General features: G+C 74.0%; 23 protein-coding genes. 14 read left to right on the top strand and 9 right to left on the bottom strand.

The window, feature by feature from the left end; all coding sequences use genetic code 11:
- Positions 1 to 41: 41 nt before the first annotated feature.
- Together J3S20_RS15570 and J3S20_RS15565 are read left to right on the top strand one after the other, a co-directional pair.
- Complete coding sequence (locus tag J3S20_RS15570; RefSeq protein WP_216837406.1) at positions 42 to 1,127, top strand: malate/lactate/ureidoglycolate dehydrogenase; 1,086 nt, start codon at positions 42 to 44, stop codon at positions 1,125 to 1,127.
- The gene (locus J3S20_RS15565) at positions 1,128 to 1,310 is read left to right on the top strand and encodes a hypothetical protein (RefSeq protein ID WP_216837405.1); all 183 of its coding nucleotides are present in this window, start codon (positions 1,128 to 1,130) and stop codon (positions 1,308 to 1,310) included.
- A 6-nt stretch (positions 1,311 to 1,316) separates the two neighbouring features.
- Here the strand turns inward: J3S20_RS15565 and J3S20_RS15560 are convergent, their stop codons facing one another.
- A complete protein-coding gene (locus J3S20_RS15560; protein ID WP_246602847.1) occupies positions 1,317 to 2,402 on the bottom strand; it encodes a PA0069 family radical SAM protein in 1,086 nt (361 codons plus the stop codon).
- Positions 2,403 to 2,485: 83 nt separating this feature from the next.
- Here J3S20_RS15560 and J3S20_RS15555 point away from each other — a divergent pair, with 83 nt between their 5' ends.
- The 4 genes from J3S20_RS15555 (at position 2,486) to J3S20_RS15540 (ending at position 5,020) form a co-directional block, all read left to right on the top strand.
- The gene (locus J3S20_RS15555) at positions 2,486 to 3,187 is read left to right on the top strand and encodes a TIGR04283 family arsenosugar biosynthesis glycosyltransferase (RefSeq protein ID WP_246602846.1); all 702 of its coding nucleotides are present in this window, start codon (positions 2,486 to 2,488) and stop codon (positions 3,185 to 3,187) included.
- Entirely contained in the window at positions 3,184 to 3,762 is a 579-nt protein-coding gene (locus J3S20_RS15550) for a TIGR04282 family arsenosugar biosynthesis glycosyltransferase (protein ID WP_216837403.1), read from the top strand. Before J3S20_RS15555 ends, J3S20_RS15550 begins: the two co-directional genes overlap by 4 nt.
- Positions 3,759 to 4,529, top strand: coding sequence for a class I SAM-dependent methyltransferase (locus J3S20_RS15545; protein ID WP_216837402.1), 771 nt, complete (start codon positions 3,759 to 3,761; stop codon positions 4,527 to 4,529). Before J3S20_RS15550 ends, J3S20_RS15545 begins: the two co-directional genes overlap by 4 nt.
- 110 nt (positions 4,530 to 4,639) lie before the next feature.
- The gene (locus J3S20_RS15540) at positions 4,640 to 5,020 is read left to right on the top strand and encodes a hypothetical protein (RefSeq protein ID WP_216837401.1); all 381 of its coding nucleotides are present in this window, start codon (positions 4,640 to 4,642) and stop codon (positions 5,018 to 5,020) included.
- Between the two features lie 12 nt (positions 5,021 to 5,032).
- Here the strand turns inward: J3S20_RS15540 and J3S20_RS15535 are convergent, their stop codons facing one another.
- A complete protein-coding gene (locus J3S20_RS15535) occupies positions 5,033 to 5,527 on the bottom strand; it encodes a cupin domain-containing protein (protein WP_216837400.1) in 495 nt (164 codons plus the stop codon).
- Between the two features lie 107 nt (positions 5,528 to 5,634).
- On the opposite strand from J3S20_RS15535, the gene J3S20_RS15530 reads away from it, so the two are divergent.
- Positions 5,635 to 6,306: a ribonuclease HII gene (locus J3S20_RS15530; protein WP_216837632.1), complete on the top strand. Its 672-nt coding sequence runs from the start codon at positions 5,635 to 5,637 to the stop codon at positions 6,304 to 6,306.
- Between the two features lie 92 nt (positions 6,307 to 6,398).
- On the top strand, positions 6,399 to 7,487 hold the full coding sequence (locus tag J3S20_RS15525; RefSeq protein ID WP_216837399.1) for a site-specific DNA-methyltransferase: 1,089 nt from the start codon (positions 6,399 to 6,401) through the stop codon (positions 7,485 to 7,487).
- A 20-nt stretch (positions 7,488 to 7,507) separates the two neighbouring features.
- Here J3S20_RS15525 and J3S20_RS15520 read toward each other — a convergent pair whose 3' ends face one another.
- The 3 genes from J3S20_RS15520 to J3S20_RS15510 form a co-directional block, all read right to left on the bottom strand.
- Positions 7,508 to 8,029, bottom strand: coding sequence for a biotin transporter BioY (locus J3S20_RS15520; protein WP_216837398.1), 522 nt, complete (start codon positions 8,027 to 8,029; stop codon positions 7,508 to 7,510).
- An 85-nt stretch (positions 8,030 to 8,114) separates the two neighbouring features.
- Positions 8,115 to 10,196: a methyl-accepting chemotaxis protein gene (locus J3S20_RS15515; protein WP_216837397.1), complete on the bottom strand. Its 2,082-nt coding sequence runs from the start codon at positions 10,194 to 10,196 to the stop codon at positions 8,115 to 8,117.
- Positions 10,197 to 10,264: 68 nt separating this feature from the next.
- On the bottom strand, positions 10,265 to 11,317 hold the full coding sequence (locus J3S20_RS15510) for an A/G-specific adenine glycosylase (protein WP_216837396.1): 1,053 nt from the start codon (positions 11,315 to 11,317) through the stop codon (positions 10,265 to 10,267).
- Positions 11,318 to 11,319: 2 nt separating this feature from the next.
- On the opposite strand from J3S20_RS15510, the gene J3S20_RS15505 reads away from it, so the two are divergent.
- The 6 genes from J3S20_RS15505 (at position 11,320) to J3S20_RS15480 (ending at position 20,638) form a co-directional block, all read left to right on the top strand.
- Entirely contained in the window at positions 11,320 to 11,781 is a 462-nt protein-coding gene (locus J3S20_RS15505) for a DUF721 domain-containing protein (RefSeq protein WP_216837395.1), read from the top strand.
- 26 nt (positions 11,782 to 11,807) lie between these two features.
- A complete protein-coding gene (locus J3S20_RS15500; RefSeq protein ID WP_216837394.1) occupies positions 11,808 to 12,443 on the top strand; it encodes a thioredoxin domain-containing protein in 636 nt (211 codons plus the stop codon).
- Positions 12,444 to 12,536: 93 nt separating this feature from the next.
- Positions 12,537 to 16,547 carry a chromosome segregation SMC family protein gene (locus tag J3S20_RS15495; RefSeq protein ID WP_246602919.1) on the top strand — a complete coding sequence of 1,337 codons (4,011 nt, stop codon included), beginning with the start codon at positions 12,537 to 12,539 and terminating at the stop codon, positions 16,545 to 16,547.
- A 131-nt stretch (positions 16,548 to 16,678) separates the two neighbouring features.
- A complete protein-coding gene (locus J3S20_RS15490) occupies positions 16,679 to 17,188 on the top strand; it encodes a molybdopterin-dependent oxidoreductase (RefSeq protein WP_216837392.1) in 510 nt (169 codons plus the stop codon).
- A 10-nt stretch (positions 17,189 to 17,198) separates the two neighbouring features.
- Positions 17,199 to 19,517 (top strand): putative bifunctional diguanylate cyclase/phosphodiesterase, encoded by a 2,319-nt coding sequence (locus J3S20_RS15485; protein ID WP_216837391.1) that lies wholly within the window; start codon positions 17,199 to 17,201, stop codon positions 19,515 to 19,517.
- Between the two features lie 146 nt (positions 19,518 to 19,663).
- A complete protein-coding gene (locus tag J3S20_RS15480) occupies positions 19,664 to 20,638 on the top strand; it encodes a Bug family tripartite tricarboxylate transporter substrate binding protein (protein WP_216837390.1) in 975 nt (324 codons plus the stop codon).
- A gap of 6 nt (positions 20,639 to 20,644) precedes the next feature.
- Here J3S20_RS15480 and J3S20_RS15475 read toward each other — a convergent pair whose 3' ends face one another.
- The 4 genes from J3S20_RS15475 to J3S20_RS15460 all read right to left on the bottom strand — a co-directional run bounded on the left by J3S20_RS15475 (position 20,645) and on the right by J3S20_RS15460 (position 26,993).
- Complete coding sequence (locus J3S20_RS15475) at positions 20,645 to 22,189, bottom strand: sensor domain-containing diguanylate cyclase (RefSeq protein ID WP_216837389.1); 1,545 nt, start codon at positions 22,187 to 22,189, stop codon at positions 20,645 to 20,647.
- A gap of 253 nt (positions 22,190 to 22,442) precedes the next feature.
- The gene (locus J3S20_RS15470) at positions 22,443 to 23,921 is read right to left on the bottom strand and encodes an MFS transporter (RefSeq protein ID WP_216837388.1); all 1,479 of its coding nucleotides are present in this window, start codon (positions 23,919 to 23,921) and stop codon (positions 22,443 to 22,445) included.
- A gap of 7 nt (positions 23,922 to 23,928) precedes the next feature.
- Complete coding sequence (locus tag J3S20_RS15465; protein WP_216837387.1) at positions 23,929 to 24,747, bottom strand: TSUP family transporter; 819 nt, start codon at positions 24,745 to 24,747, stop codon at positions 23,929 to 23,931.
- Positions 24,744 to 26,993, bottom strand: a complete 2,250-nt coding sequence (locus J3S20_RS15460) for a heavy metal translocating P-type ATPase (RefSeq protein WP_216837386.1) — start codon at positions 26,991 to 26,993, stop codon at positions 24,744 to 24,746. The genes J3S20_RS15465 and J3S20_RS15460 overlap by 4 nt, the downstream gene beginning before the upstream one ends.
- Positions 26,994 to 26,999: the final 6 nt, after the last annotated feature.

Below are 26,999 nucleotides of genomic sequence, written 5' to 3'. Positions count from 1 at the left end.
GCGGGCCTAGACTGTTTTGGGAAGAACATCCGAGAGACAGCATGGCCGCCGAATATGTGAATGTGCCCGCACCGGCCCTCGAAGCCGTGGTGACGAAGATCTTCGGCGCCGCCGGGTGCGACGGCGCCGAGGCCAACCGCATCAGCACGCATCTGCTGGGCGCCAACCTGGCAGGGCATGACAGCCACGGCGTGGCGCGCGTGCCGCGCTATGTCGAATGGCTGGAAGCCGGCTTCGTCCTGAAGGGCCAGACGGCGGAGATCGTCACCGATGGCGGCTGCTTCGCGCTGCTGGATGGCAAGTTCGGCTTCGGCCAGACGGTGGCGCCGCAGGCCGTGGAACTCGGCATCGCCCGCGCCCTGCAGCACGGCATCGCCGTGGTCGGTCTGCGCAATGCCGGGCATATCGGTCGGGTCGGCGAATACTCCGAAAAGGCGATCGAGGCCGGGCTGATCTCCGTGCATTTCGTCAATGTCGCCGGCAGCGTGCTGGTGGCGCCCTTCGGCGGGGTGGAGCGGCGTTTCTCGACCGCGCCCTTCAGCGTCGGCGTGCCGCTGCCGGGCCGGCCGCTGATCCTCGATTTTGCCACTTCCCTGGTGGCGGAGGGCAAGGTGCTGGTCGCCTCCAACGGCGGCAAGGCGCTGCCGCATGATGCGCTCATCGAGCCGGATGGGCGGCTTTCGGCCGATCCGCACACGCTCTACGGCGACTATCCGCAGATCGGGCCGCGCAATCCTTCCAACGGCAAGGGTGCCATCCGCGCCTTCGGCGAGCACAAGGGCAGCGGGCTGGCCTTCATGTGCGAGATGCTGGCCGGCGCGCTGACCGGCGGCGGCACCTCCGGCCCGGTCGAGGCGCGCGGCCGCATCACCAATGGCATGCTGAGCTTCTATGTCTCGCCGAAGCATTTCGGCACGCAGGCCGAGTTCGAGGCGACGGGCCGCGCCTATGTCGACTGGGTGATGGAAACCGCGCCGGCGGATGCGGCCAGCCCGGTTCTGGCGCCGGGGGACAAGGAGGCGCAGACCCGCGCCGATCGCCTGGCCAATGGCGTGCCGCTGCAGCCGGATACCTGGGAGAGCATCCTGCAGGTGGCGCGCCGGCTGGGCGTGCCGACCAACGGCTAGGTGGATCCGCTCACCCGCGTGCTGATCCGGATGGCGCAATGGCTGCGCCATCCGCCATCCCGCCGCACTGTCCAAATCATCGTCGTGGTTCTGGTCGTCGCCACCGTGCTGGTGCTGGTGGAGAAATTCATCGGCTGGCCGGACTGGGCCACCACGGAACGGGTGCCGATGCGGCGGATGTAGCGCCCGCTACAGCAGCTCCATCTGCCGCGCCGGCGCCTTGGGTGCGCGGAACTGGCTGCAATCCAGCGACCCGCGCATGGTCTTGCGCCCATCCAGCCCGTAGCGGCGCAGCGCCAGGCGAAAACGCTGGGCCAGCAGCTCGGCATACGGGCCGCTGCCGGTCTGGCGCTGGCCGAAGCGGGCGTCGTACAGCCGGCCGCCGCGGGTCTCCCGCACCAGGGCCAGCACGCGGGCCGCGCGTTCCGGATGGTGCTGCTGCAGCCAGGCCTCGAACATCTCCTTGATCTCGAGCGGCAGGCGCAGCAGCACGTAGCCGGCGTGGCTGGCCCCCGCGCTGGCGGCCGCTTCCAGGATGCGCTCCATCTCCATGTCATTCAGCGCCGGGATCATCGGCGCCGCCAGCACGCCCACCGGCACGCCGGCACGCGCCAGCTCCGTCACCGCCGCCAGGCGCTTCAGCGGGTTCGCCGCGCGGGGTTCCATGACGCGGGCCAGCTTCATGTCGAGCGTGGTGACGGAGAGGCAGACATGCACCAGGTTGCGCTCCGCCAGGCGCTTCAGGATATCCAGGTCGCGCGTCACCAGCGCGCCCTTCGTCACGATCGTGACGGGATGGCCGAATCGCTCCAGCACCTCCAGCACCCGCCGCGTGATGCCCAGCGTGCGTTCCACCGGTTGGTAGGGGTCGGTATTCGCGCCCAGCGCCACCGGCTTCGCCTCATAGCCGGGCTTGGAGAGCTCCTTCTCCAGCAGCTCCGGCAGGTTCGGCTTGAACATCAGCTTGGTTTCGAAATCGAGCCCCGGCGACATGCCGACATAGGCATGGGCAGGGCGCGCATAGCAGTAGACGCAGCCATGCTCGCAGCCGCGATAGGGGTTCAGGGACCGGTCGAAGCCGAGGTCGGGGCTGTCGTTCCAGGACATGGCGCTGCGCGCATGGTCCTGGGTGAGGGTGGTGGCGAGCGGCGGCAGGGCGGCGAAATCCGCATCCAGCGTGCCCCAGCCGTCGTCGTAGAGCTCGGAATGCGCGGATTCGTAGCGGACGCCCGGGTTGGTGACGGCACCCCGGCCCTTGCGGGCCAGGGAGGGCATCGTGGTAGCTCCTCCGTAACCTGCTCCGTCCGGCATCGTCCGATCCTCAATTCGTGGTTTGTTCTCATGCATCTCAAGCCATCTTGCGGCAGATCGTCAAGAACAAAATGCGAATAGAGGGGCTCTCGGTCGTCATCCCCGCCCTCAACGCCGCGGCCGGCCTGCCCGCCACCCTGGCGGCGCTGGGCGGCGCGCCGGATGAGATCCTGGTGGTCGATGGCGGCAGCACGGACGGCACGGCGCAGGCCGCCGCCGGCGCCCGTGTCATCACCGCCCCGCGCGGCCGCGGCACGCAGCTGGCGGCAGGCATCGCGGCGGCCCAAAACCCCTGGCTGCTGCTGCTCCACGCCGACACGATCCTGGCGCCCGGCTGGGCCGAGGCGGTGGCGCGCGCCATGGCCGAGCCCGGTTTCGCCTACCACTTCCGCTTCGCCCTGGACGACCACAGCGCCCCGGCGCGCCGGTTGGAACGCGCCGTCGCCTGGCGCTGCCGCGCCCTCGGCCTGCCCTATGGCGACCAGGGGCTGCTGATCCACCGGTCCCTGCTGGATGAAGTCGGCGGACTGCGCCCGCTGCCGCTGATGGAGGATGTGGACCTGGTCCGCCGCCTCGGCCGGCGCCGGCTGCGCGCGCTGCCCGTCGCGGCCGTCACCAGCGCGGCGCGCTGGCGGCGGGACGGCTGGCTGGCGAGGTCGGCGCGGAACCTGACCTGCCTCGGCCTCTTCACCCTCGGCGTCCCGCCGCGCATCATCGCGCGGATCTATGCGGGAAGGCGAGGCGGATGAGGGGAGACAGGCTGCTGGTCTTCGCGCGCGCGCCCCGGCTCGGCACGCTGAAGCGCCGGCTGGCGCGCGGCATCGGCGCCATGGCGACGCTGCGCTTCTATCGGGGCCAGCTCGCCGCGCTGCTCGGCGCCGTGGCGCGGGATCGGCGCTGGACCACGCAGATCGTGGCCACCCCCGATCGGGCCCGCGCCCGCTGGCCGCGCCGTGTCCCCGTGCGGCCGCAGGGCAGGGGCGATCTCGGCCAGCGCATGGCCCGCGCCATGGCGCCGCATCGCCGCGTCGTGCTGGTGGGCAGCGACATCCCCGGCATCCGCGCCGCCGATATCGCCGCCGCCTTCCGCGCGCTGGGCCGCGCCCAGGCGGTCTTCGGCCCGGCGGTGGATGGCGGCTATTGGCTGGTGGGTTTCGGCCCCCGCCGCCCCGCAAACCCATTTGCGGGCGTGCGCTGGTCCACCCGCCATGCGCTGGCCGATACGCTGGCCAATTTCAGCGGCCGTCCCGTCGCCCTGCTGCGTCCGCTGCGGGACGTCGACACCGCAAAAGACCTTCGTGCCATCAGGACCCGTGCCGCATGAGCAGACCCGACTGGAGCAATACCAGCGCCGACTATGCCCGCCATCGCCAGGGCTTTCCGGACGGGCTCTACGACCTTCTGGCGCAGCACGGCCTGCTGCGCCCTGGCATCCAGGCGCTCGACCTCGGCACCGGCACCGGCACCCTGGCGCGGGGGATGGCCGCGCGCGGCGCCAGCGTGCTGGGCTTGGATCCCGCCCCCGGCCAGGTCGCCGCCGCCACCCGCCTGGCCGCCGAGCAAGGCCTGGCCGATCGCGCCCACTTCGCCGAGGGACTGGCCGAGCGCACGGAGCAGCCCGAGGCGCAGTTCGACCTCGTCACCGCAGGCCAGGCCTGGCACTGGTTCGATCGCGGCCTGGCGGCGGCCGAGGCGCGGCGCGTGCTGAAGCCGGGCGGCGCGCTGGTGATCTGCCACTTCGACTGGATCCCGCTGCCCGGCAATGTGGCCCATGCCACCGAATGGCTGATCGAGGCGCATAGCCCGCATTGGCGCATGGGCCGCGGCACCGGCTTCTACCCCGCCTGGGCCACCGACCTCGCTTTGGCCGGCTTCCGCGACATCGCCTTCGCCGGCTTCGACCACGAAGCCCTCTACAGCCGGGAGGATTGGCGCGGCCGCATCCGCGCTTCCGCCGGCATCGGCGGCGCGCTGGACAGTCCGGCGGTGGCGCGTTTTGACGCGGAGCTCGCCGCAATGCTGGATGCGCGCTTCCCCCCGGACCCGCTGGTGGTGCCGCACCGCGTCTTCGCCATCTGGGGCCGCGCTTAGAGACCGTTTGAGCGCCGCGGAACCGACCCGTCCGGTATTCTCCAACGGTCTCTTAACCCCCGGGCAACCCGGCCTGCCGCAGGCTTCCGCCCAAACCGGAGGCAACGTCCATGCCCGACAGCGACCCCAGCCGCCCCGATTCCGCCCGCGAGATCCGGCAATCCATCGCCCGCCACTTGGCGGAGCTGCACCGGCTGCACTTGGCGCTGGCCGCCGATAGCCGCAGCCTGAAGGTCCTCACCACCGAGGGGCGTGCCCAGGCGGAAATCGAAATCGCGGCCGAGATGCTGGAACACTACATGGCCGCCACCGCCACCTTCCTCGAGAATATGCGCGGCCGCTTCGAGAATCGGCTGGGCCTGCTGCGGCGGGGCGATCCGGTGGGGCCGGATGCGGCGCCGGGGCAGGGGCCCGTGGGGCATGGCCCCTTCTGGTACGCCTTCTCGCGCCTCTGCGTCGCGCTGCGCCAGGCGGAGCGGCGGGCGGGCTGACCGGCTACAGGTTCAGCTGTAGCCGCGGTGCTCGGGCTCGGCGGCTTCCTGCCGCGCCTCCTGCTGCGCCTTCTGGTCCACCGGCCGGGTCTCGCCTTCGCCCTGCGGCGGCGTGGACCCGGCGGGCGCCGAGCCGCTCTCCTCGGCCGGCTCGAAGTCGAAGTCGCCATTGTGCGACTGCCAGCTCTGGACCGTCAGCAGCCGGGCACCGCCGCGGCTTTCGTGTGGGCCATGCACCACGCCCGCGGCATGCGTCAGGCAGGTGCCGTGCGCCACCTCCTGCCCGGCTTCCCGCAGGTCTCCCTCCAGCAGGAAATGCATCTCGGCGCCGGCCTGATGGCGGTGCGCGGGAATGTGCCCACCGGCCGGGATATGCACGATCGTGGTCACCACGCCGCGCGTGGTGTCCTCGTTCAGCACCTGGATGCGGAAGGTGCCGCCCGTCGCGCCGGGGATGACGAAGGGCACCGGCTCCACCTGGTCGGCGGCCATCTGCAGGCTCGGCATGTTCGTTGTTCCCTCTGTCCAGCCAGCCGAACGCGGCGCGCGTCGCGACGGTTGCCCGGCGTAGGGCGGAGATTCCCCTCGGCGCCGGAAGGCTCTATGGCTGGGCCATGCCGGATTACAGCCTCGAATCGGAAGCGGGTGGGCGCGTCGCGGGCGTGGACGAGGCCGGGCGCGGGCCGCTGGCCGGGCCGGTTCTGGCCGCCGCCGTGGTCTTCACCGGCCCGCCGGACCCGGATCTGGCGGCGCTGCTGGACGACAGCAAGAAGCTGAACGCCGCCCGCCGCGACCTCGCTTTCGCCGCGCTGCGGGAGGCCGCGCGGCTGGGCCAGCTGGATTACGCAATAGCCGCCGCCAGCGTGGCGGAAATCGCCCGCCTGAACATCCTGCGCGCCAGCCACCTCGCCATGGCCCGTGCCCTGTGGCGGCTGCGCGCGCCCTGCGACCTGGCGCTGGTGGACGGCAACATGGCGCCGGCCGTGCCGGGCCCGGCGCCGCGGCTCGGCTTCCGTTGCGTGATTGGCGGCGATGCGCTGAGCCTGTCCATCGCCGCCGCCTCCATCCTCGCCAAGGTCACGCGCGACCGCGCCATGGCCCGGCTGGACCGCCGCTTCCCTGCCTGGGGCTTTGGCCGCCACCAGGGCTATGCGACGCCGGAGCACCGGGAATGCCTGGCCCGCCTCGGCCCCACGCCGCACCATCGCCGCGGCTTCGCCCCGGTGGACCAGGCCTGGCTGCCCATGCTGGCGACGCCGCCACGGCTCACAGAGGCGGCGGCATAGGGCATTCCAAAGGCTTTTCCAGCGGCTCGGTTGACGGCGCGACTCCGCGCCGCGCATCTTGCCGTTGCGACTCGGGGGACGGTGGCGAAACGATGGGCACGGGACTCGACCTGCCGCTGGACGAGGTGCTGGTCGGCGACTGCATCGCCACGCTGAAGCGCCTGCCGCCGGCCTCGGTGCACATGATCTTCGCCGACCCACCCTACAACTTGCAGTTGAAGGGGGAGCTGCGCCGGCCGGATGACAGCCTGGTGGATGGCGTCGACGATGCCTGGGACCAGTTCGCCAGCTTTGCCGCCTATGACGCCTTCACCCGCGAATGGCTGACGGAATGCCGCCGGGTGCTGCGCAAGGACGGCACCATCTGGGTGATCGGCAGCTACCACAATGTATTCCGCCTGGGCGCCGCGATGCAGGACCTGGGCTATTGGATCCTGAACGACGTGGTCTGGCGCAAGGCCAACCCCATGCCGAACTTCCGGGGCCGCCGCTTCACCAATGCGCATGAGACGATGATCTGGGCGGCGCGCGGCCCGGAATCCCGCTACCGCTTCAACTACGCCGCCATGAAGTCGCTGAACGACGACGTGCAGATGCGCAGCGACTGGTATTTTCCCCTCTGCACGGGAGGGGAGCGGCTGCGCGGGGAGGATGGCGCCAAGCTGCACCCCACCCAGAAGCCGGAAGCCCTGCTGCACCGGGTTCTGCTGGCCTGCACCACGGCCGGGGAGGTGGTGCTGGACCCCTTCTCCGGCACCGGCACCACGGCTGCCGCGGCCAAGCGCCTCGGCCGCCGCTATATCGGCATCGAGCGCGACCCGGTCTATGCCGCGGCCTCCGAGGCCCGGCTGAAGCTGGTGGAGCCGATGGATGAGGGGGCGGTGCTGTCGCTGCCCAGCAAGCGGGAACAGCCGCGCATCGCCTTCGGCGTGCTGGTGGAGCGCGGCCTAGTGCCGGCCGGCAGCACGCTGGTGGACCGCAACCGCCGCTGGCGTGCGACGGTGGGCGCCGATGCCACGCTGCGTTGCGGCGCCGCCACCGGCTCGATCCACAAGGTGGGGGCGGAGTTGCAGGCCGCGCCTTCCTGCAATGGCTGGACCTTCTGGCACCTGGAAACCCGCGACGGCCGGCTGCGGCTGATCGACGAGCTGCGCCAGGAGATTGCGGCCCAGGGGGGGTAGGCCCCCCCAGGGCGGTGCCGTCAGCGCCGCGCCAGCGCCCGCAGCAGCGCCAGCGCCAGCGCCGTCTTCACCAGCGTGCCCGGCACGAAGAGCAGGAAGCCCGCCTCGAGGGCGCGCGCCAGGCCGACATAGCCGGAAAGCCAGGCGACGCCCGGCACGAACAGCAGCAGATGCGCCGCCAGCAGCACCAGGGCCTGGCGGGCGAAGCCTTGGCCGCGGGCAAAGCCGGCGAGCCAGGCGGCCAGGGCGAAGCCCAGCAGATAGCCCCCGGTCGGCCCAAGCAGCGCCGCCGGCCCGGCCGCGCCATTGGCGAAGACCGGCAGCCCCATGACGCCCTGCGCCAGATAGGCCACCACCGCGGCAAAGCCCGCCGCCGGCCCGCCGAGCGCGCCCAGCAGCAGCACTGCCAGGCTCTGCAGCGTCGCCGGCACCGGCCACATGGGCAGGCTGACCTGCGCCGAGGCCGCCAGCAGCCAGGATCCCAGCAGCGCCATGCCGGCGAAGCGCAGGGCGGGGCGGGCGGTGGTCAGGGCAATGGCCATGGCGGATCTCCTCGCGGGTCGGAGACCCGGTGTGGCGCCGCCCCGCGCGACTGTCCAGGCCCCCCTCAGCCCGACCCCGGGACAATCAGGCGGCGCGGATCGCCGTCAGGAAGCCGGCCACCTGGTGGCGCAGCGTATCCGCCTGCTGCGACAGGCTGGAGGAGGCGTCGCGCAGGCCGCTGGTGGCGGCGGCGGTGGCCTCGGCGCCCTCCATCACCTCCGCGGTCTGGCGCGTCACCTGGTCGGTGCCGGCGGCGGCCTCCGCTACGGCGCGGCCGATCTCCTGCGTCGCGGAGGACTGTTCCTCCGCCGCCGCGGCGACCTGGGTGGCGATATTGGACAGTTCCTCAATGGTGCGGCCGATGCCGCGGATGGCGTCCACCGCCCGCGTCGTCTCGGCCTGCATGGCGCCGATCTGCGCGCCGATCTGCTCGGTGGCCTTGGCGGTCTGCGCCGCCAGCGCCTTCACCTCCCCGGCCACCACCGCGAAGCCCTTGCCGGCATCGCCGGCACGGGCGGCCTCGATCGTCGCGTTCAGGGCCAGCAGGTTGGTCTGGCCGGCGATGGACTGGATCAGCCCGACCACGTCGCCGATCCGCGTCGCCACCTCCGCCAGCCCGCCCATGGCGGCGTCGGTCGCCCTGGCATCGATGGCGGCGCGCTGCGCGATGCGGGCGCTGTCGGCCACCTGGCGCGCCACCTCCGCGATGCTGCTGGCCAGTTCCTCGGCCGAGGCGGCGACGGTCTGCACATTGCCGGCCGCGGCGCCGGCGGCCATGGCCATGCCCTCCGCCTGGTCGCGCGCCTGGCTGGCGGCGCGGCCCAGCCGGTCCGCGGTGGCGTCCAGCGGCGCGGCCGCCCCGGCCACGGCTTCCAGCACGGCGGCCACCTGCGTCTCGAACTGCCGGACCAGCGCCTGCGTCGCCTCGGCGCGCTGCATCTTCTCCGCCTGTTCGGCCGCCGCCGCCGCCGCCATCTGGCGGGCGGCCTCGGCATTGCGGCGCAGCACCTCGACCGCATCCGCCATGGTGCCGATTTCGTCGCGGCGGCCCTGGCAGGGCACGGCGATGTCGTTCTCGCCCTGCGCCAGCGCCTGCACGGTGCCGGTCAGCTGCACCACCGGCGTCACCACGCGCCGCACCAGCAGCACGCTGAGGGCGGCCAGCAGCAGGCCGGCGAGGCCCGTCAGCAGGCCTTCCACCACCAGCCGCGTGGTGGCCTCCCGTTCCTGCGCCGCGGCCACTGCGGTTGCTTCCTCCAGCGCCGCGTCGCGCACCACCAGCAGGATCTGCAGCGCCGGCGTGGCGAAGGCGGTGAAGGTGTCGTTGTCCATCGGATAGGTGCCGCCGACGCGGCCGGCGGCGACCAGCGCCTCGGTCTTCGCCATGGCCTCGGTGAAGAAGCGGCGGTCCACATCCTCCACCGCCGCGGCCAGGCGCGGGGGATTGCCCAGCAGCCCGGCCAGCAGCCGCAGCTGCCGCCAGCTGGTGTCCAGCACCCGGTTGGAGCCGGCGATGATCTCGAGCTGCGCCGGGGTCAGGGCGCGGCCATTGCCGCGGGCGGTGGCGATGACCGTGATCATCCGGCTGCCGGCATCGCGCATGTCCCAGCTGCTCCGCGCCGCCAGCATCAGCATCTCCAGCCCGCCGCCGAGGCTGGCGATGCCGCGATGGGCGCTGTCCAGCGCCGCCCCCACCTGGCCGAGCAGCGCGTCATAGACCTGCTGCGGCCGGGCGCGGGTTTCCGCGGCGCGTTCCGCGATCGGCAGCAGCGCCGCGGCGCGGGTGGGCCCGCGCAGCGCGGCCAGGCGCGCCGCCATCGCCTCGACCTCCTGCAGATGTGTCTGCAGGCCGGGCTGCGCGGCTTGCCGCAGGCCGGCGACCGCCCGTTCCAGGGCGGCATCCGTCGCCTGCTCCAGCACCGTCAGCCGGCCCAGCAGGGCGGCATCCGCAGGGGTGGTCGAATTCATCCGGATCACCCAGTTGCCACGCTCGATGGCCAGGGTCTCGGTCAGGCGCAGCAGGCTGGCGGAGGCCTCGGTCAGCCCCTTGGCCTCGATCGCGGCGGCGCGCCGCTGCCATTGGCCAAAGGCCAGCGTGCCCCCGACCGCGGCGCCGACGGCGGCGATGCCCAGCATGGCGAGGGTGAAGAGGGTCTTGATGCGCATGGGCGTTCCGGACGGTGAAAGTCGTCCCGAGTCTAGCGCCAGAGGTCTTTCCGCCCGCTGAATCGCGCTCAGCCGGATTTCGCGAGGTCCAGCAGCCGGTGCATGACGCTCGGCATGGCCGCGCGGGCGGAAGCGGGCTCCATCCAGGCGAAGCCGGGCGGCTCGGCGTCGCCGGGCAGGCGGGCCGCCAGCAGGGTCATGCGCAGCTCGAAATGGGTGAAGCCGTGCCGGGCCTCCCCCGGCAAAGGCTGCCAGGCCAAGCCGGGCAGGGGCGCATGGGCCAGGGCATCCGCCGGGTCCCAGGGCGCGGCGCGCCAGGGCGTGCCCGGCACTTCCAGCATGCCGCCCAGCAGGCCCTTGGCGGGCCGGCGGCGCACCAGGATGCGGCCGGCGGGGTCGGCCAGCAGGAAATGCACCCCGTGCCGCGTCGGCCGCGCCGCCTTGGGCGTCTTCCGGGGAAGCTCCGCCTGCACTCCGGCGGCATGGGCGGCGCAGCCCTGGCGCCAGGGGCAGAGCGCGCAGGCTGGGTTGCGCGGGGTGCAGATCGTGGCGCCCAGGTCGAACAGCGCCTGTGCGAAATCCCCCGGCCGGGCGCGGGCGGCCGGCTGCGCCATCCAGCCCTGCGCCAGTTCGGCGAGGCGCTTCTTGGCGGCCGGCAGCGGCGTCTCCACCCGGAAGATGCGCGCGGCGACGCGCTCCACATTGCCATCCGCCGGCACCACCGGCGCGTCGAAGGCGATGGCGGCCACCGCCGCGGCGGTATAGGGGCCGATGCCGGGAATCGCGCGCAGCCCGGCCTCGGTGCTGGGAAAGCCCTGCGCCACCAGGGCCTTGGCACCGGCATGCAGGTTGCGGGCGCGGGCATAGTAGCCGAGGCCCGCCCATTCCTCGGCCACCTCCTCCCACCCCGCGGCGGCCAGCGCCTGCACATCGGGAAAGCGGGCGAGGAATCGTGTATAGCGGGGGCCGACCGCCGCGACCGTGGTCTGCTGCAGCATCACCTCGGACAGCCAGACCCGGTAGGGGTCGGGCCGGCCAGCGGTGCCGCGCCAGGGCAGCACGCGGCTGTGGCGGTCGTACCAGGCGAGCAGCAGCGCGGAATCGGGAGGGGGAGGGGTCACGTATGGCGCAGGATGGCGATCACCGGCGATTCCCGACAGCCCCCCTGCCGCTCTCGGCCCTGATTCCGCGGCTGACCCGGCCCGCCTTCCGCAAGCGCAGCCCGGCCGGCGCTCAGCTGATGGCGGACTGGCCGGCCATCATCGGCCCGGCGCTGGCCGCCGTCACCCAGCCGCTGCGGGTCACCGCCGGCACGCTGACGCTCGCCTGTTCCGGCCCGGTGGCGATGGAATTGCAGCACCTGGCACCGGAGCTGATCGGCCGCATCAACGCCCATTTCGGCCGGACCGCGGTGGAACGCCTGCGCTTCGTCCAGCAGGCGCCGGCCGGCGCCCCGCGCGCCGCGCCGCGCCCCAGGCCGGTCGAGCTGCCCGCCCCCGTTACCGCCCGGCTGGCCGAGATGCCGGAGGGCGAATTGCGCGATGCACTGGCAAAGCTGGCCCTCGGCGTCTATCGAAAGCGCTGAACCTGTCCTTTCGGGGAGCCTGCCTGATGCTCGACCGCCGTTCCGTCCTGACGCTCGCCGCCGGTTTTGCGCCCGGACTCGCCCTGGCTCAGGGCGCCGCGCCCGCACAGCCGGCCCCGCCGCCGCTGGCCGCCGACGACCCGCGCATGGCGGAGCGCAGCGTCGGCCGTGCCGATGCGCCGGTGACGGTGATCGAATACTTCTCCCTCACCTGCGGTCATTGCGCGGCCTTCCACCGCGAAACCTATCCCAAGGTGAAGTCGGACCTGATCGAATCGGGCCGCATGCGGCTGGTCTTCCGCGACTTCCCGCTGGACGGGCTGGCCCTGGCCGCCGCCGCCGTGGCCCGCAGCCTGCCGCCGGAGCGCTACGAGCCCTTCATCTCCACCCTGCTCTCCACCCAGGACCGCTGGGCCTTCGCCCGTGGCGGCGACCCGCGGGAGGAGCTGTTCAAGGTGGCCGCGCTGGCCGGCATGTCCCGCGCGAAATACGACGAGGTGCTGGCCGACCAGTCCCTGGCGCGCGCCATCCTCGCCGCCCGCGTCGCCGGGCAGCAGGAGCACAATGTCTCCGCCACGCCGACCTTCGTCTTCGGCAACCGCCCGGTTTCCGGCGCCATAGCCTTCCCGCGCTTCGCCGCGCTGGTCGCCGAGACGCGCTGATCCATGGAGGCCGTGCCGGCACCCGAGACGGGCGAAAACCCCGAGGAACCGGCGCGCAGCGAGGCCCAGGCGGAGGCCGCGCGCCATGCGCGGCTGACCCGCCTGCGCATCGCCGGCTTCAAATCCTTCGCCGAGCCGACGGTGGTGGAGGTGATGCCGGGGCTGACCGGCATCGTCGGGCCGAATGGCTGCGGCAAGTCCAATGTGGTCGAAGCCCTGCGCTGGGCGATGGGCGAGACGAACGCCCGCGCCATGCGCGGCGGCGAGATGGACGACATCATCTTCGCCGGCACCTCCACCCGCCCCGGCCGGAATCTGGCCGAGGTCACGCTGGTGCTGGAGGAAGCGGCCGGACTGGCGCCGCCGCCGAATTCTGAAGCCGCGGATCTCGAAATCTCGCGCAAGATCGCGCGCGGGGAGGGCAGCTCCTTCCGGGTGAACGGGCGCGAGCTGCGCGCCCGCGACGTGCAGACCATGTTCGCCGATATCGGCTCCGGCGCCCGCTCCTCCGCCATGGTCAGCCAGGGCCGCGTCGCCGCCCTGATCTCGGCCAAGCCCGAGGAACGCCGCGCGGTGCTGGAGGAGGCGGCCGGCATCGCGGGCCTGCGCGCCCGAAAGCACGAGGCCGAACTCAAGCTGCGCCAGGCCGAGAACAACCTCGGCCGCGCAGAGGATCTGATCGGCCAGATGGAGGCCGGGCGCCAGAACCTGCAACGCCAGGCCCGCCAGGCCGCCCGCTACCGCAATCTTTCGGGGCTGGTGCGGGAGGCGGAGGTCGAATGGCTGTCCATCCTGCGCGCCCGCGCCCAGGGCGCTCTGACCACGGCGCGCGAAGCCTTCGCCAATGCGCGCCAGGCCACAACCCAGGCCGAGGCCGCCGCCGAGGCCGCCGCCCGCCGCGCCTTCGCCGCCGAACAGGGCCTGCCCGCGCCCCGCGCGGCCGAGGGCACCGCCCGCACCGCCCTGGAACGCCGCCGCGTCGAAGCCGAGACCCTCGGCGCCGAGGAAGCCCGCGCCCGCGAAGCCTTGGCCGGCGCCGAGGCCCGCCACGCCGCCCTGGCGCGCGACCTGCAGCACGCCGCCGGCGTCGAGGCCGACGCCGACACCGCCGAGGCCCGCCTGCAGGCCGAGGCCGAGCCCCTTTCGCGGATTGCCGCCGAGCTTCCCGGGCGCAGCGCGGATGCGGAACGGGCCGAGGCCGAGGCGATCGCCGCCGTGGCCGCCGCCGCCGAGGCCGCCGACCGTGCCACCGAAGCCGCCGCCGAGGCCGCCGCCCAGGCCAATGCCCTGGCCACCGCCGAGACCGAGGCGCGCGGCCGCGCCGACCGGCTGGCCCAGCAATTTTTGCGAATTGCCGCCGACCATGCCACTGCCGAGCGCGCGATTGTCCCGGAAGCGGCGCTGGCCGAGGCCGCCGGGCGCAGCGGCACGGCCGAATCGGCGCTGGCCGAGGCCGAGGCCGCGCTCGCCGCCGCCGAGGCCGCGCGCGGCACCGCCCAGGCAGCGCATGAGGCCGCGCGCCGCCTGGCCGCCGAGGCCGAGGCCACCGAATCCCGTGCCACCGCCGAACTCCAGGCGGCCGAGACCGCCGTGCGCCGGGGCACCGAACAGCACAGCCGCCTCGCCGCCGAACGCGACGCTGCCCGCGCCGGCGCCGTGCCGGAGGCCGAGATGACCGCCGCCCGCGCCGAGGCCACCAACGCCGCCGCCGCGCTGACCGAGGCCCGCGCCGCGCTGGAGGCGGCCGAGAAGGCCCGCAGCGCCGCCCAGTCCCGCCACGAGGCCGCCCGCGCTGCCGCCAGCGAGGCCGAGGCCTTGCGCGCCCGCGCCGCGGCGGAGGCGGCTGCCTTGGCGGAAGTGCTGCGCGCCCGCGAGGTGGGCGGCGGGGCGGAGGCGGTGCTCGACCGCATCGGCGTGCCGCCGGGCCTGGAAGCCGCCCTCGGCGCCGCGATGGGGGAGGGGCTGGACGCCGCCCTGGACCCGGAGGCGCCGCGCCACTGGCGCAACCTGCCGCCGCTCGACCCCATGCCAGCCCTGCCGCCCGGCGCCACGCCGCTGGCGCGCCTGGTGGAGGCGCCGGATGCGCTCGCGCGCGCCTTGTCGCAGATCGGCCTGCTGCCGAAGGGCGCGGATGGCGCGGCGCTCCAGAAACTGCTGAAGCCCGGCCAGGCGCTGGTGACGGAGGAAGGCGCGGTCTGGCGCTGGGACGGCCAGGGCCTGCTGCCCGGCATCCCCACCCCCGGCGCCGTCCGCCTCGCCCAGCGCAATGCCTTGCGGGCGGCCAGCGCGCGGCTCGACAGCGCCGAGGCCGCGGCCGGCGCCGCCAGCCAGGCGCGCAGCCAGGCCGCGGCGGCGGAGCAGGAAGCGCGGGGCGCCGAGGCCCGCCATCGCGAGCAGCGCAGCCAGGCCGAGCGCCGCCAGGGCACGGCGCAGGCGGCGCTGGACCGGCTGGTGGCGCGCGACCAGCAGGCGCAGCAGCGCCTGGCCGCCCTTGCCCCGCAGCTCGCCCGGCTGGAGCAGGAGATGCAGGCGGCCCCCGCGGCGCTGGAGGCCGCGCGCATCGCCGGCGCCGCCGCCCCCGATGCCGCCGCCGCCCGCCAGTCCCGCAGCGCCGCCGCGGCCGAGGAATTGTCGGCAACCCGCGCCGAATCGGCGGCGCGCGAGGCCCGCCGTACCGCCGAGCAGCGGCTGGCGGCCGCGCGCGATGCGGCCCGCGCCCTGGCCGCCCGCGCGGCGGAGGCCGCGGCCCGGCTGGCGGCGCTGACCCCCGAACTCGCCCGCATTACCGGCGAACGCGATGCCGCCGCCGCCGCATTGTCCGAAGCTCAGGCCGCCCGCGCCGCCGCGCCAGACCTCGCCGCGCTGCGCGCCGAGGTCGAGCACGCCCGCGCGGCGCTGGCGGCGGCGCTGGCGGCCGAGGCCGGCTGCCGCGACAGCCGCGCGACCCTGGCCGCGGAGGCCGCCCGCATCGCCCAGCGACAGGCGGCAATCGGGCCGGAACGCGCCGAATGGGCCCGCCGCAAGGCGGAGGCTGCCGGCCGCCGCCAGGACCTCGCCCACCGCGCCGCCGCCGCCGCCGCCGAGCGCGACGAACTCGCCGAGGCGCCGGAGACCGCTGCCGCCCAGCGCGCCACCGCCGGCCGCGCCCTGGCCGAGGCCGAGGCCGCGCACCAGGCCGCCGCCGCCGCCCTGGCGGCTGCCGAGTCGGAGGATCGCGAGGCCGCGATTGCCCGGCGCAGCGCCGATGCCGCCTTCGCCCAGGCCCGCGAGGCGCAGCTCCGCGCCGAAGGCGCCGCCGGCCAGGCGGAAGCGGCCGCGCTGGCGGTGGAGGAACGCATCGTCGAGCGACTCGGCGAAGACCATGCGGCCCTGCCCGAGCCCGAGGGCGAGCTGACCGACCAGACGGAAGAAAAAGCGCGCCGCAAGATGGAGCGGCTGACCCGCGAGCGGGAGGAGATGGGCCCGGTCAATCTCCGCGCCGAGGCCGAGCTCAACGACCTCGACGCCACCCGCGCCCGCATCGAGACGGAGCGCCAGGAAGTCGCCACCGCCATCGCCAAGCTGCGCGGCGTGATCGGCCATCTGAACCGCGAGGGGCGCGAACGCCTGCGCGTGGTCTTCGACAAGGTCGATACCGAATTCCGCGCCCTGTTCACCCGGCTGTTCGGCGGCGGCCGCGCGCATCTGGCGCTCGTCGGCTCGGACGACCCGCTGGAAGCCGGCCTCGAGATCTTTGCCGAGCCGCCGGGCAAGAAGCTGTCCTCGCTGAACCTGCTCTCGGGCGGGGAGCAGGCGCTGACGGCACTTTCCCTCGTCTTCGCCGTCTTCCGCTGCAACCCCGCGCCGGTCTGCGTGCTGGACGAGGTGGATGCGCCGCTGGACGATGCGAATGTGGAACGCCTCTGCGACCTGCTGGAGGTGATGGCGACGCCGGATGCGGAAGGGCGCGGCGGCACGCGTTTCCTGATCGTCACCCACCATCCGCTGACCATGGCGCGGATGCATCGCCTGTACGGCGTGACCATGCAGGAACGCGGCGTGTCGCGCCTGCTCAGCGTCGATCTGCAGCGGGCGGTGGAGATGGTGGAGGGCAGCCCGGGCTGAGGCCTGGCTCGCCCGGTTCGGCGCCCCGCTCGGCGCGGGCCGGATTAACCATTTGCTGACACTTTGCGTCCAGACTGCCCCACCCGGCGGAAAAAATGCGCGCGGCTCCCCTTGCTCAAGGATGTCTCGCAGTGCGCCGTCGCAGTCTCGCGATTCTGCCAATCGTCGGTGCCCTGGCGGGGCTCGCGGCGCAGGCGCAACCGGCGCCGGGGACCGCCTCATCCGGACCGGGGCGCATCATCCTGCGGGTCGGTGGCCGCATCGCCGGCGGCGCGCGGGACTTCGACCTGGCGGGGCTGGAAGCGCTGGGCCTGGAGGTCCTGCAGACCCAGACCCAATGGACCGGCACGGAGGAACGGCGCTTCAGCGGCGTGCCGCTGGCCCGGCTGCTGCAGGCGGTCTCGGCGCAGGGCGAGACGCTGCGCGTGCAGGCGCTGAACGACTATGCGGTGACCCTGCCACGCGAGGATGCGGATCGCCACGGCGCGCTCCTGGCGACGCGGGAAGGCGGCGTGCCGCTGCGCATCCGCGACCGCGGGCCGATCTGGCTCATCTACCCCTGGACCGAGCGGCCGGAACTGGACCTGCCGATCTACCGGGAGCGGGCGATCTGGCAGATCCGGTCGATCGACGTGATCTGAGCCGGCCGCGATGCCGCGCCTTTCCCGATTCTGGTCGCGTGCGCCAGGCCGCACCACGGCCGCGCTGCTGCTGGCCGCCGGCCTGCTCTTCGTGCTGTCGATCGGCGTCTCGCTGCAGCGGGCGCGGGAACAGCTCCGGCTGGAAGCCGGCAGCCAGCGCGTCTCGATCTGGTTCAGCACTCAGGCGCTGGTGGAGATGCAGCGCTTCCGCGTGGCGCTGCTGCGCTTCGATCGCGGCGATCCGGGCTGGGACAAGGACCGCCTGCTGGAACGCTACGAAATCCTGCTGAGCCGCCTGCCGCTGCTGAACGGGGCGGAGGAGGCGACGACGCGTTCCGTGCTCGACCACGGCGACGTCGTCCAGGGCCTGCAGGCGGCGCTGGAGCAGGTCGAGCCGGATGTGATCGCGCTGCGGCCCGGCGATGTGGTGCCGCTGGCCCGCATCGATGCGGTGGCGCAGGAGGGCGACCTGCTGCTGACGCGGCTGAACCTGGCGCTGCACAGCGAGCGTCGCCGCGCGGTGGAGGAGGCGAAGGCCAGCGCGCGTCACCTCTCCCTGGTCTTCCAGGTCAGCCTCGGCGGATTGCTGCTGGCGGCGCTGCTGCTGCTGCTGCTGATCGCCCGCGCCGCGCGGCGCGCGGTGCAGGCGGAACGGACGCTGCGCGTGCTGGTGGACGCCCTGCCGGTCGGCGTGGCCGCCTTCGACGAGGAGGGTCGCATCGTGCTGGTGAACGACGCCTATCTCGGCCTCGCCCGCCTGAACCAGGAGGCGGAGGCGCTGGGCAGGCGGCCGAGCGAGTTGGGCGCCGGCACGGCGGTGGAGGAGGATATCGCGCGCGTGCTGTCGCACCGCACGGCGGTGCCGCCGCAGGAGGCCACGCTGAGCTACTGCGACGGCACGGCGCGCACGCTGATGGTCAGCACCGCGCCGGTCTTCGCCGGCAATGGCGCGCTGCTGCGGGTGGTGCGCGTGGCGCTGGACGTGACGGAGCAGCGCGCGGCCGATCGGCGCATCCGCCACCTGGCGGAGCACGACACGCTGACCGACCTGCCCAACCGCCTGCTGTTCGGCAGCCACCTGAAGTCACAGCTCGTCCGCGCCGCGCCGGGCCGGATGGTGGCGGTGCATTGCATCGACCTGGACCACTTCAAGGAAGTGAACGACAGCCTGGGCCATCCGGTGGGCGACCAGCTGCTGCTGGCGGCTTCCGCCCGCATGCGCGGCGCGCTGCGCGACGGCGACATGCTGGCGCGGCTGGGTGGCGACGAATTCGCCGTGATCCAGCCCAACCTGGCCCGGCAATCCGATGCGCGGATCCTGGCGGAGCGGCTGACCGAACTGCTGGGCCGCCCCTATCGCCTGCAGGGCTATACGCTGCGCGCCGGCGCCAGCATCGGCACCGCCCTGGCGCCGGAGCACGGCATGACGGTGGAGGCGCTGCTGAGCCGCGCCGATATCGCGCTGTACCGCGCCAAGGCCGGCGGCCGCGGCCGCGCCGTGCTGTTCAGCATGGAGCAGGAGGAAGGGCTGCGCGAGCGGCGGCGGATCGAGGAGGAGCTGCGCCAGGCGCTCAGCCGCCGCGAACTGTCCCTGGCCTACCAGCCGAAGTTCCGCATCACCGATGGCCGCATCGAGGGCTGCGAGGCGCTGCTGCGCTGGCACCATCCGGAAATGGGGATGGTCTCCCCGGGGCTCTTCATCCCCGTGGCGGAGGAGACCGGCCTGATCCACCCGATCACCCAGCAGGTGCTGGACATGGCCTGCCGCCAGGCCATGACCTGGCGCGCCCAGGGGCTGGACGTGCCGGTGGCGGTGAACCTCTCCGCCGGGCATTTCGGCGCCGAGCAGGGCGTGCGGCTGGTGGAGGAGGCGCTGGCCGCGACCGGCTGCGACCCGGCGCTGCTGGAGGTGGAGGTGACCGAGGGCGTCTTCCTGCGCAGCGCGGAAGCCGCCACGCGCAGCTTCAAGGCGCTGCGCGGCATGGGCGTGCGGGTCGCGCTGGATGATTTCGGCACCGGCTATTCCTCGCTCGGCTATCTGCAGCACCTGCCCTTCGACGTCATCAAGGTGGACCGCACCTTCATCGCGGGGCTGGAGGAGGCGGGGCCCGGACGGCGCATCGTCGATGCCATCGTGCGCCTGGCGCATGGTCTGGGGGCGGAGGTGGTGGCGGAGGGGGTGGAGACGCCGGGCCAGCTGGCCACGCTGCGGCAGCTCGGCTGCGACAAGGCGCAGGGCTTCCTGCTCGGCCGGCCGATGCCGCCCTGCGCCCTGGCGGAAATGGCGGCGCATCCGCCGGAACGGCCCGAGGCCCGCAGCGCAGCCTGATGGGGCTGCGGCCCGGCGGCGGCTTGACCGGCTTTCGCGGCCGCCCAACAATGCATGCGTTAGAAGATGCGTTGCGGGCCAGGCTCGGTGCGCGGCGCGATCCGGAATGGTGGCGGGCCAACCGCTGCCGCTTGGGGGAAACCGAGATGACGACCCGCCGCCTGCTGCTGGGCGCCGCGCTGGCGCTGCCCGCCCTTCACGCCACGCGAGCCCAGGAGGCCTGGCCCGAGCGGCCGGTGCGCATGATCGTGCCCTTCCCTCCGGGCCAGGCGGCCGACATCTTCGCCCGCGTCATGGCCGACGAACTCTCGAAGCGCTGGCCGCAGCGGGTGGTGGTGGAGAACCGGGCGGGCGGCGCCGGCGCCATCGGCATGGATGCCGTGGCCCGTGCGCCGGCGGATGGCTACACGCTCGGCATCGGCACCTCCGGCACGCTCGGCGTGAACCCTTCCGTCATGGCGCGGCTGCCCTATGACGCGGAGAAGGACTTCGCGGCGATCACCAATATCTTCACCCTGCCGCTGGTCTTCGTCGCGCATCCGTCCTTCGAGGCGAATGACATTGCGGGCTTCGTGGCGCTGGCCAAGGCGCAGCCGGGGCGCGTGCAATACGCCTCCGCCGGGCCGGGCACGGCGCAGCACATGACGGCGGAGATGCTGGCGCATCGGCTCGGCCTGCAGATGCAGCACGTGCCCTATCGCGGCAGCGGCCCGGCCATGGCGGATCTGATCGCCGGCAATGTGAAGGTGATGGTGGACAGCCTGGCCTCCGCCCTGCCGAATATCCAGGGCGGCCGCGTCAAGCCGCTGGCCGTCACCGGCCGTGCCCGCACGCCGCAGCTGCCGGATGTGCCGACGGTGGCGGAAAGCGTCTCCCCGGGCTTCGAGGCGCTGGGCTGGTCCGGCATCGTGGCGCCCGCCGGCACGCCCGCCGGCGTGATCCGCAAGGTGAATGCGGATGCCGTGGCGATCCTGCGCGACCGGGATGTGGCGGCGCGCATGGTGCAGCTCGGCGGCTTCCCGGACCCCGGCACGCCGGAGGAATACGGCCGCTTCATCGCCGCCGAGATCGCCAAGTGGCGCGAGGTGGCGCGCGCGGCGAATGTGCGGCTGGACGGTTGAGGAAACCTACCGCGACAGGTTGCTGGCGCGCATTTCCTCCGGCACCTCGCTGACCATCCGAACCTCCACCCGGTTGCGGCCCTTGGCCTTGGCCAGGAAGACGGCGGCATCGGCGCGCTTCAGCAGATCCTGCGCCGAGGCATCGCCCGGCAGCAGGCCGGTGACGCCGAGGCTCGCGGTCAGCCGCGCCGGCACCGCGTCATCCGTGAAGGTGAAGCTGTGCCGCGCGACGGCGGCGCGCATCCCCTCCGCGAGCGAGGCGCATTCCGCCGCGCCGGAGCCGGGCAGCAGGGCGGCGAAGACCTCCCCGCCCAGCCGGCCGAAGCTGGCATTCCAGCCATCCAGCTGCACCGCACAAAGCTGCGCCACGGCCTGCAGCACCAGGTCGCCCGCGGCATGCCCGCGCATGTCGTTCAGCGGGCGGAAGTGGTCCAGGTCCAGCACCACCAGCGCCAGCGGGCTGCCCTGCCGTCGCGCCGCGGCGAAGGCCTCGTCCAGGCGGCGCAGGAAATGGCCGCGATTGCCGATGCCGGTCAGGTCGTCGGTTTCCGCGCGCTGGCGCAGTTCCGCGGTGCGGGCGGCGACTTCCGCCGTCAGCCGGGCATTGCCTTCGGCCAGCAGCGCCTCCGCCTCCCGTCGCTCGCTCAGCAGGGCCATCAGCGCCAGGGCATTGGTCGCCATCAGCACGATCATCATGCCCACCGCGCGCAGCGGATTGGCCACCACCTCCGGCTGGAAGGGGCCAAGGCCGGCAAGCGTGCCGATGGTGGCCACCACGCTGATCAGCGTCAGCAGCGAATAGGCGGCGCGCAGCGAGATGCGCAGCGTCACCCAGGTGACCGGGATGGTCAGCAGGAAGACCGCCTCCGGCTGCACCTGGGCTGCGAGTTGCGGCGGCAGGGCGAAGACCAGGGCGGTGAGGCCCGCGGTGGCGGCCAGCACCAGCGCATCCGCCGTGCCCGCCGTGGCGCCCGGTGCGGCCGGCGTCCGCTCCGCGCCCAGCCACAGCATCAGCGCGGGCGCCAGGAAGAAGACGCCGCCGGCATCGCTCAGCAGCCATTGCGAGGCGACGGCGAAGCCGGCCTCCATCGGCAGGCCGCCGGCCAGCAGCAGCGCCGCGGTGCCGCCGCCGCTGGTGATCGCCGCATGCAGCACCACGCTGCCGGCCAGGAAACCGAAGACGCCGCGCAGCCGGGTGAAGAGGCCGCTAGGCGGCCGCAGCCGGCGCGTCAGCCAGGCGCCGGCCAGCGGCCCCAGGCTATTGGTTGCAGAGATCAGCCCCGCCGTGAGCAGCGTGGCATCCAGCAGCAGGTAGTTGACCGCGAAGGAGCCGACGAAAAGCCCCGGCACCAGCCGCGGCCCCGCCAGCATGCAGGCCACCGCGGCGACGCCGGCGGGCAGCCAGATGGGGGAGGGAAACAGGCCGAAGCGCGCGAAGTACAGCCCCGCGGCCGCGCCAAGCCCGGAATAGAGCCCCGCGACAAGAAGATTGCCCAGCACCAGCCGGCCTGCCGAAATCCGGCCGAGGCCATAGTCCGAAGGGTGTCGCATCGGGTCGGTGGGGTCTCACTGGTGTCGAATGATCCGGCGCTACCACCCGGCCGAGGCAGGCCACGTCTGCACTCGGCTGGACGTGGCCGCGCGGCGGGCGGCGGGCCGGAAGTAGCCGGCGTGCACACGCATTCGGGTCACGACCACTCACGCGAAGCGTAAATGATCCTGCCACCAAGCCGGGCATGCCGCAACAACAGCTTGCCCCTGGCGCGGTGCCGCCTGCGCCGATTCCAGCATCCTGCCCGCGGTTTCAGGCTGGCGGCGCATCGCGGCGCGCCAGGCCGCGGCCGAACAGCGCGATGGCCAGCAGCGGCAGCGCCAGGCCCACCAGCGTCGCGGCGATGACCAGCGAGGGCAGCTGCGCATAATCGCCGCGCCCCACCACGAAGACCGCGTTCAACCCGCGCGAGAGCAGTGCGCCCGCCTGCAGCGCCAGGTTCATCAGGGAGGCCATCAGCGCGAACCAGGTGGCGCGCCGCCCTTCCGGCGCATGCATGGCGATCAGCGTCAGCATCGGGATCATCGCAAGCTGGGCCAGCGGCGCGGAGAAGGCGGTATCGACCAGCCCGATGGTGCGCGCGCCGAAGCCGAAGACCTGCGCGGTCCATTCGTGCAGCCCGAAGAGCATGCCGATGCTGGGCAGCATGAAGGCCGCGTTCAGCACCGCCAGCCAGAAGAACACCGCCCCCAGCGGCCAGCGCACGATCCGCCCGCCGAGCAGCAGCGCGCCGGCGATGGCAAGCCCCGTGCCCAATTGCCCGAGCGTGCCGAAGAAGCCCTGGCTGTAGCCCAGCACGTCGATCTGCCACCATTGCAGCGCCGGGCCCGGCAGGGGTGCGGCGCGGAAGGCGAAGATGATGAGGCCCGCCGCCGCCATGGCGCGCTTCGTCGCGGCCGGCACCTCCGCCACCGTCACGCGCAGCAGCGCCAGGATGACGGCCAGCGTCAGCAGGAAGCCGATCTCCTCGGCAAAGGGCGGCTGGCCAAGGCCGAGCGCCACCATCGCCGCGCCGAAGCCGAGCCCGCCCCAGAGGATGCGCGCATCCCGCGCGCCCGGCGGCTCCTCCGTCTCGCGCAGCATCGCGGCAGCGATCAGGCTGGGCAGCGGCAGGGCGGCGGCCATCAGGAAGATGGTGGAGGCCGGCAGCACCTGCGCCAGCCAGCCGCCAGCGCCGGCCACGGCGAAGGCGCCGCCCATCAGCGCGACGCGGCCGAGGACCTGGATATCGCCCAGCTCCGCCTGCACCTCGGCCTCCGGGCGGGGCGTGCCATCGGGGTGGGTGCGGTCCACCACCTCCGTCGTCATCGCATCCGCCACGCTGTCCTGCACCACCAGCCCCAGCACGGCCGCCAGCGAGGCGCCGACATAGGCGGCCTCGGCCGGCACCGGCGCCGTCATGCCCGCGGCGGCGGCGGCCAGCAGCAGATTGGCGCCGATCTGCAAGGCGGCGCCCAGCAGCACATAGGCGCGGCGACGCGACCCCAGGATGGGCACCGTATCCACCAGATGGCCGATCACCATCTTCAGCGTCCAGGGCACCGTCAGCCAGGCGGCCAGCGCCAGCAGGCTGGCGGGCGACAGGCCCAGCCTGTCCCGCACCCAGAAGGTCTCCGCGATCGCCGCGAAGCCGCTGGCGCCGGCCACCAGGTAGATCAGCAGCGGCGGCGCGGTGCGGCGGTTCAGCATGGCCAGCGGCGCCAGCAGGCCGCGTTGGGGCGTCTCCGTCATGCAGGCTTCAGCCTTTCATCGCGTGCAGCAGCACCTGCAACGCGATCAGGGCCAGCCCGGCTGCAAACAGCCGGCGCAGCAGGGATTCGCGCAGCCGGCTGCTGAAGCGCGCGGCGACCGGCGCCGCCAGCATCGCCGGCAGGGCCAGCAGCAGCACCGCCCCCAGCGCCACCTGCCCCAGCGCATCCGGCATCGGGGCGCGCGGCGCCAGCGCGAAGGCCAGCGCCGCCGGCACTGCCACCACCAGGTTGAACACCGCCCCGGCGCCCGCGGCGCGCAACAGGGGCACGCGGAACATGCCCAGCACCGGCCCGCTGAGCGTGCCCGCGCCGAGGCCCAGCGCCGCCGAAAGCAGCCCCACCAGCAGCGGCGGCAGCAGGCCGAGCGGCGGCGCAGGCGGCGCCTCCGCCAGCATGAAGCCACTGCCCAGCCCCATGCGCAGCGCCAGCAGCCCGACCAGCAGTCCGAACAGCGCGACGGACAGCGCCGGCGGCAGGAAGCCCGCCAGCACCAGACCGGCCAGGCCACCCAGCAGCACCGCCGGCGTCCATCGGCGCAGCAGCGTGCGGTCCAGCGTGCCGCCGCGCGCATGACCCCAGGCGGCCGGAATGGCGGAGAGCGCCACCACCAGATGCGCGGTGCCGATGCAGACCGGCAGCAGCCGATCGGGCGGCAGCGTGCCGCCTTCCAGCACCGCCAGCAGCACCGGCACCGCCACCACGCCGCCGCCGATGCCGAGCAGCCCGCCGATCGCGCCGATCACCACGCCGGAAGCCGCGAGCGCAAGCGCCCCGCCCAGCCCATAGGCCCCGAGCAGGCCCATCATGCGCCGTCCAGATTGGCCAGCATCTCCTCCTCGACCACCAGGTGCATCCGCAGCAGCGCCTCCAGCGCGAAAAGGGTGCGTCGCAGCTCGGCTTCCGTCACCGTACCGTCCTCCGCCAGGCGCAGCAGGGTCCCAAGGCGCTCCGCCAGGGTTTCGAGCTCCGCATGCATGCGGATCAGCGGCGCCATCGGGTCCGCCCCGCCCAGGCGCCGCGCGGCTTCGGGGTACAGGCTGCGCTCCTCGGCGCGCTGGTGCGGCAGCATCTCCGCCCGCAGCCGGGCCTCCAGCGCGGGCAGGGTTTCCAGCCGCGGCGCGGCGGCGGCGGCGCCCAGCGCATCGGCCAGGTCGCGCAGCCCGGCATGCTCCTCCTGCCGCGCCGCCAAGCCGGCGGCATCGGACAGGGCCTCCGGCGCCGCATCCTGCCGGCCGGGGCGCAGCGCGGTCAGCGCCAGCAGGATGGCGGCGACATCGATGCCTTCCTGCACCAGCGCGCCCGCCAGCGGCGGCAGCAGGCCAGCGGCGGCGAAGCCCATCGCCACGCCGGACAGGCCCATGCCGAGCCAGATGGCGCGCAGCGCGATGGCGCGGGACCGGCGGGCGATGGCCACTGCCTCCGCCACCCGGTCCACCCGGTCGACCAGCAGCACCACATCGCCGGCCTCGGCCGCCGCCGCCGTGCCGGCCGCCCCCATGGCGATGCCGACATCGGCGGCGGCCAGCGCCGGCGCATCATTCACGCCATCGCCCACCATGGCGGTGGGGGCGGCCGCGGCTTCCCGCCGCACCGCTTCCAGCTTCGCCGCCGGCGCCTGTTCCGCCAGCACCGCATCCAGCCGCAGCGCGCGGCCGACCGGCGCGACGGCGGCGGCGCGGTCGCCGCTCAGCAGCAGGATGCGGCTGATGCCGAGCGCGCGGAGCCGGCGGATGGCGCGCGGCGCGTCCTGGCGTAGCGCATCGGCCATGACGAAAGCCGCCACCACGCGCCCATCCAGCGCCAGCCAGGCGACCGAGCCGGCGGCAGCGGCCACCTGGGCGGCGATGCCGAAGCCGGGGCGGGGCTCCAGCCCCTCCGCCAGCAGGAAGCCCTCCGCGCCGAGCAGCAGCGCCTGCTCCTCCACCACGCCGCGCAGGCCGCCGCCGGCGATCTCCTCCACCGCATCGGGCACCGGCAGCGCCAGGCCGCGCGCGGCGGCGGCGGCGACCAGGGCGGTGGAGACGGGGTGGGAGGAGCCCTGCGCCAGCGCCGCGCCCAGCCGCAGCGCGCCGTCCCGCCCCAGCGCGGGCTCCGCATCCAGCGCCACCAGCCGCGGCCGGCCGGGGGTCAGCGTGCCGGTCTTGTCGAAGATCACGGTCTGCACCCGGGCCAGGCGTTCCAGCGCGCCACCGCCCTTCACCACGATGCCGCGCCGCGCGGCGCGGCCGATGCCGGCCATCAGCGCCACCGGCGCGGCCAGGATCAGCGGGCAGGGGGTGGCGACGACCAGCACCGCCAGCGCGCGCAGCGCATCCCCGCTGAAGGCCCAGGCGCCGCCCGCCACCAGCGCGGTGGCCAGGGTGAAGCCCAGCGCCCAGCGATCGGCCAGCCGCACCAGTGGCGCGCGGGCCTCGGCCGCCGCCGCCGTCAGGCGCAGGATGGCGGCATAGGTGCTGGCGGCGGCCTCCCGGCGGGCGCGCATGCGGAAGGCGCCGCCCGCATTCACCGCGCCGCTGCGCAGGGCGGCGCCTTGCACCAGCGCCACCGGCAGGGATTCGCCGGTCAGCGCGCTGTCATCCAGCGTGGCGCCCGCTTCCTCCAGCACGCCATCGGCGGGGATGGTGGCGCCGGGGCGGACCAGCAGCAGGTCGCCGGGGCAGATGTCCGCGACCGGTATCTCCTCCAGTCCCGCATCGGTCTGGCGCAGGGCGAGGCGCGGCGCGCGGGCCATCAGGCTGGTGAGTGCCGCGGTGGCGCGGCCTTCCGCCCAGGCTTCCAGCGCCTCCCCACCCGCCACCATCAGCGCGACGACGGCGGCGGTGGCGGCCTGGCCCAGCGCCAGCGCGCCGAGGATGGCGGCGAGCGCCACCACATCCACGCCCATCCGCCCGCCCGCCAGCGCCCGCAGCAGCCCGAGCCCGACATGCAGCGCAACCGGCAGCGCGGCGGCGGTGAAGGCCCAGCCTGCCTGCAGCGGCCAGCCCGCCAGATGCAGCACCACCCCGGCCGCGAGACCCGCCGCCACCCAGGACAGCAGCAGGAAGCGGCGCATCGCCGG

Origin of the sequence: Falsiroseomonas tokyonensis, from assembly GCF_019024325.1 — a bacterium.
In the GTDB taxonomy this organism is placed as follows: Bacteria; Pseudomonadota; Alphaproteobacteria; order Acetobacterales; family Acetobacteraceae; genus Falsiroseomonas; species Falsiroseomonas tokyonensis.
This window is presented reverse-complemented; position numbering and strand designations above follow the sequence as displayed.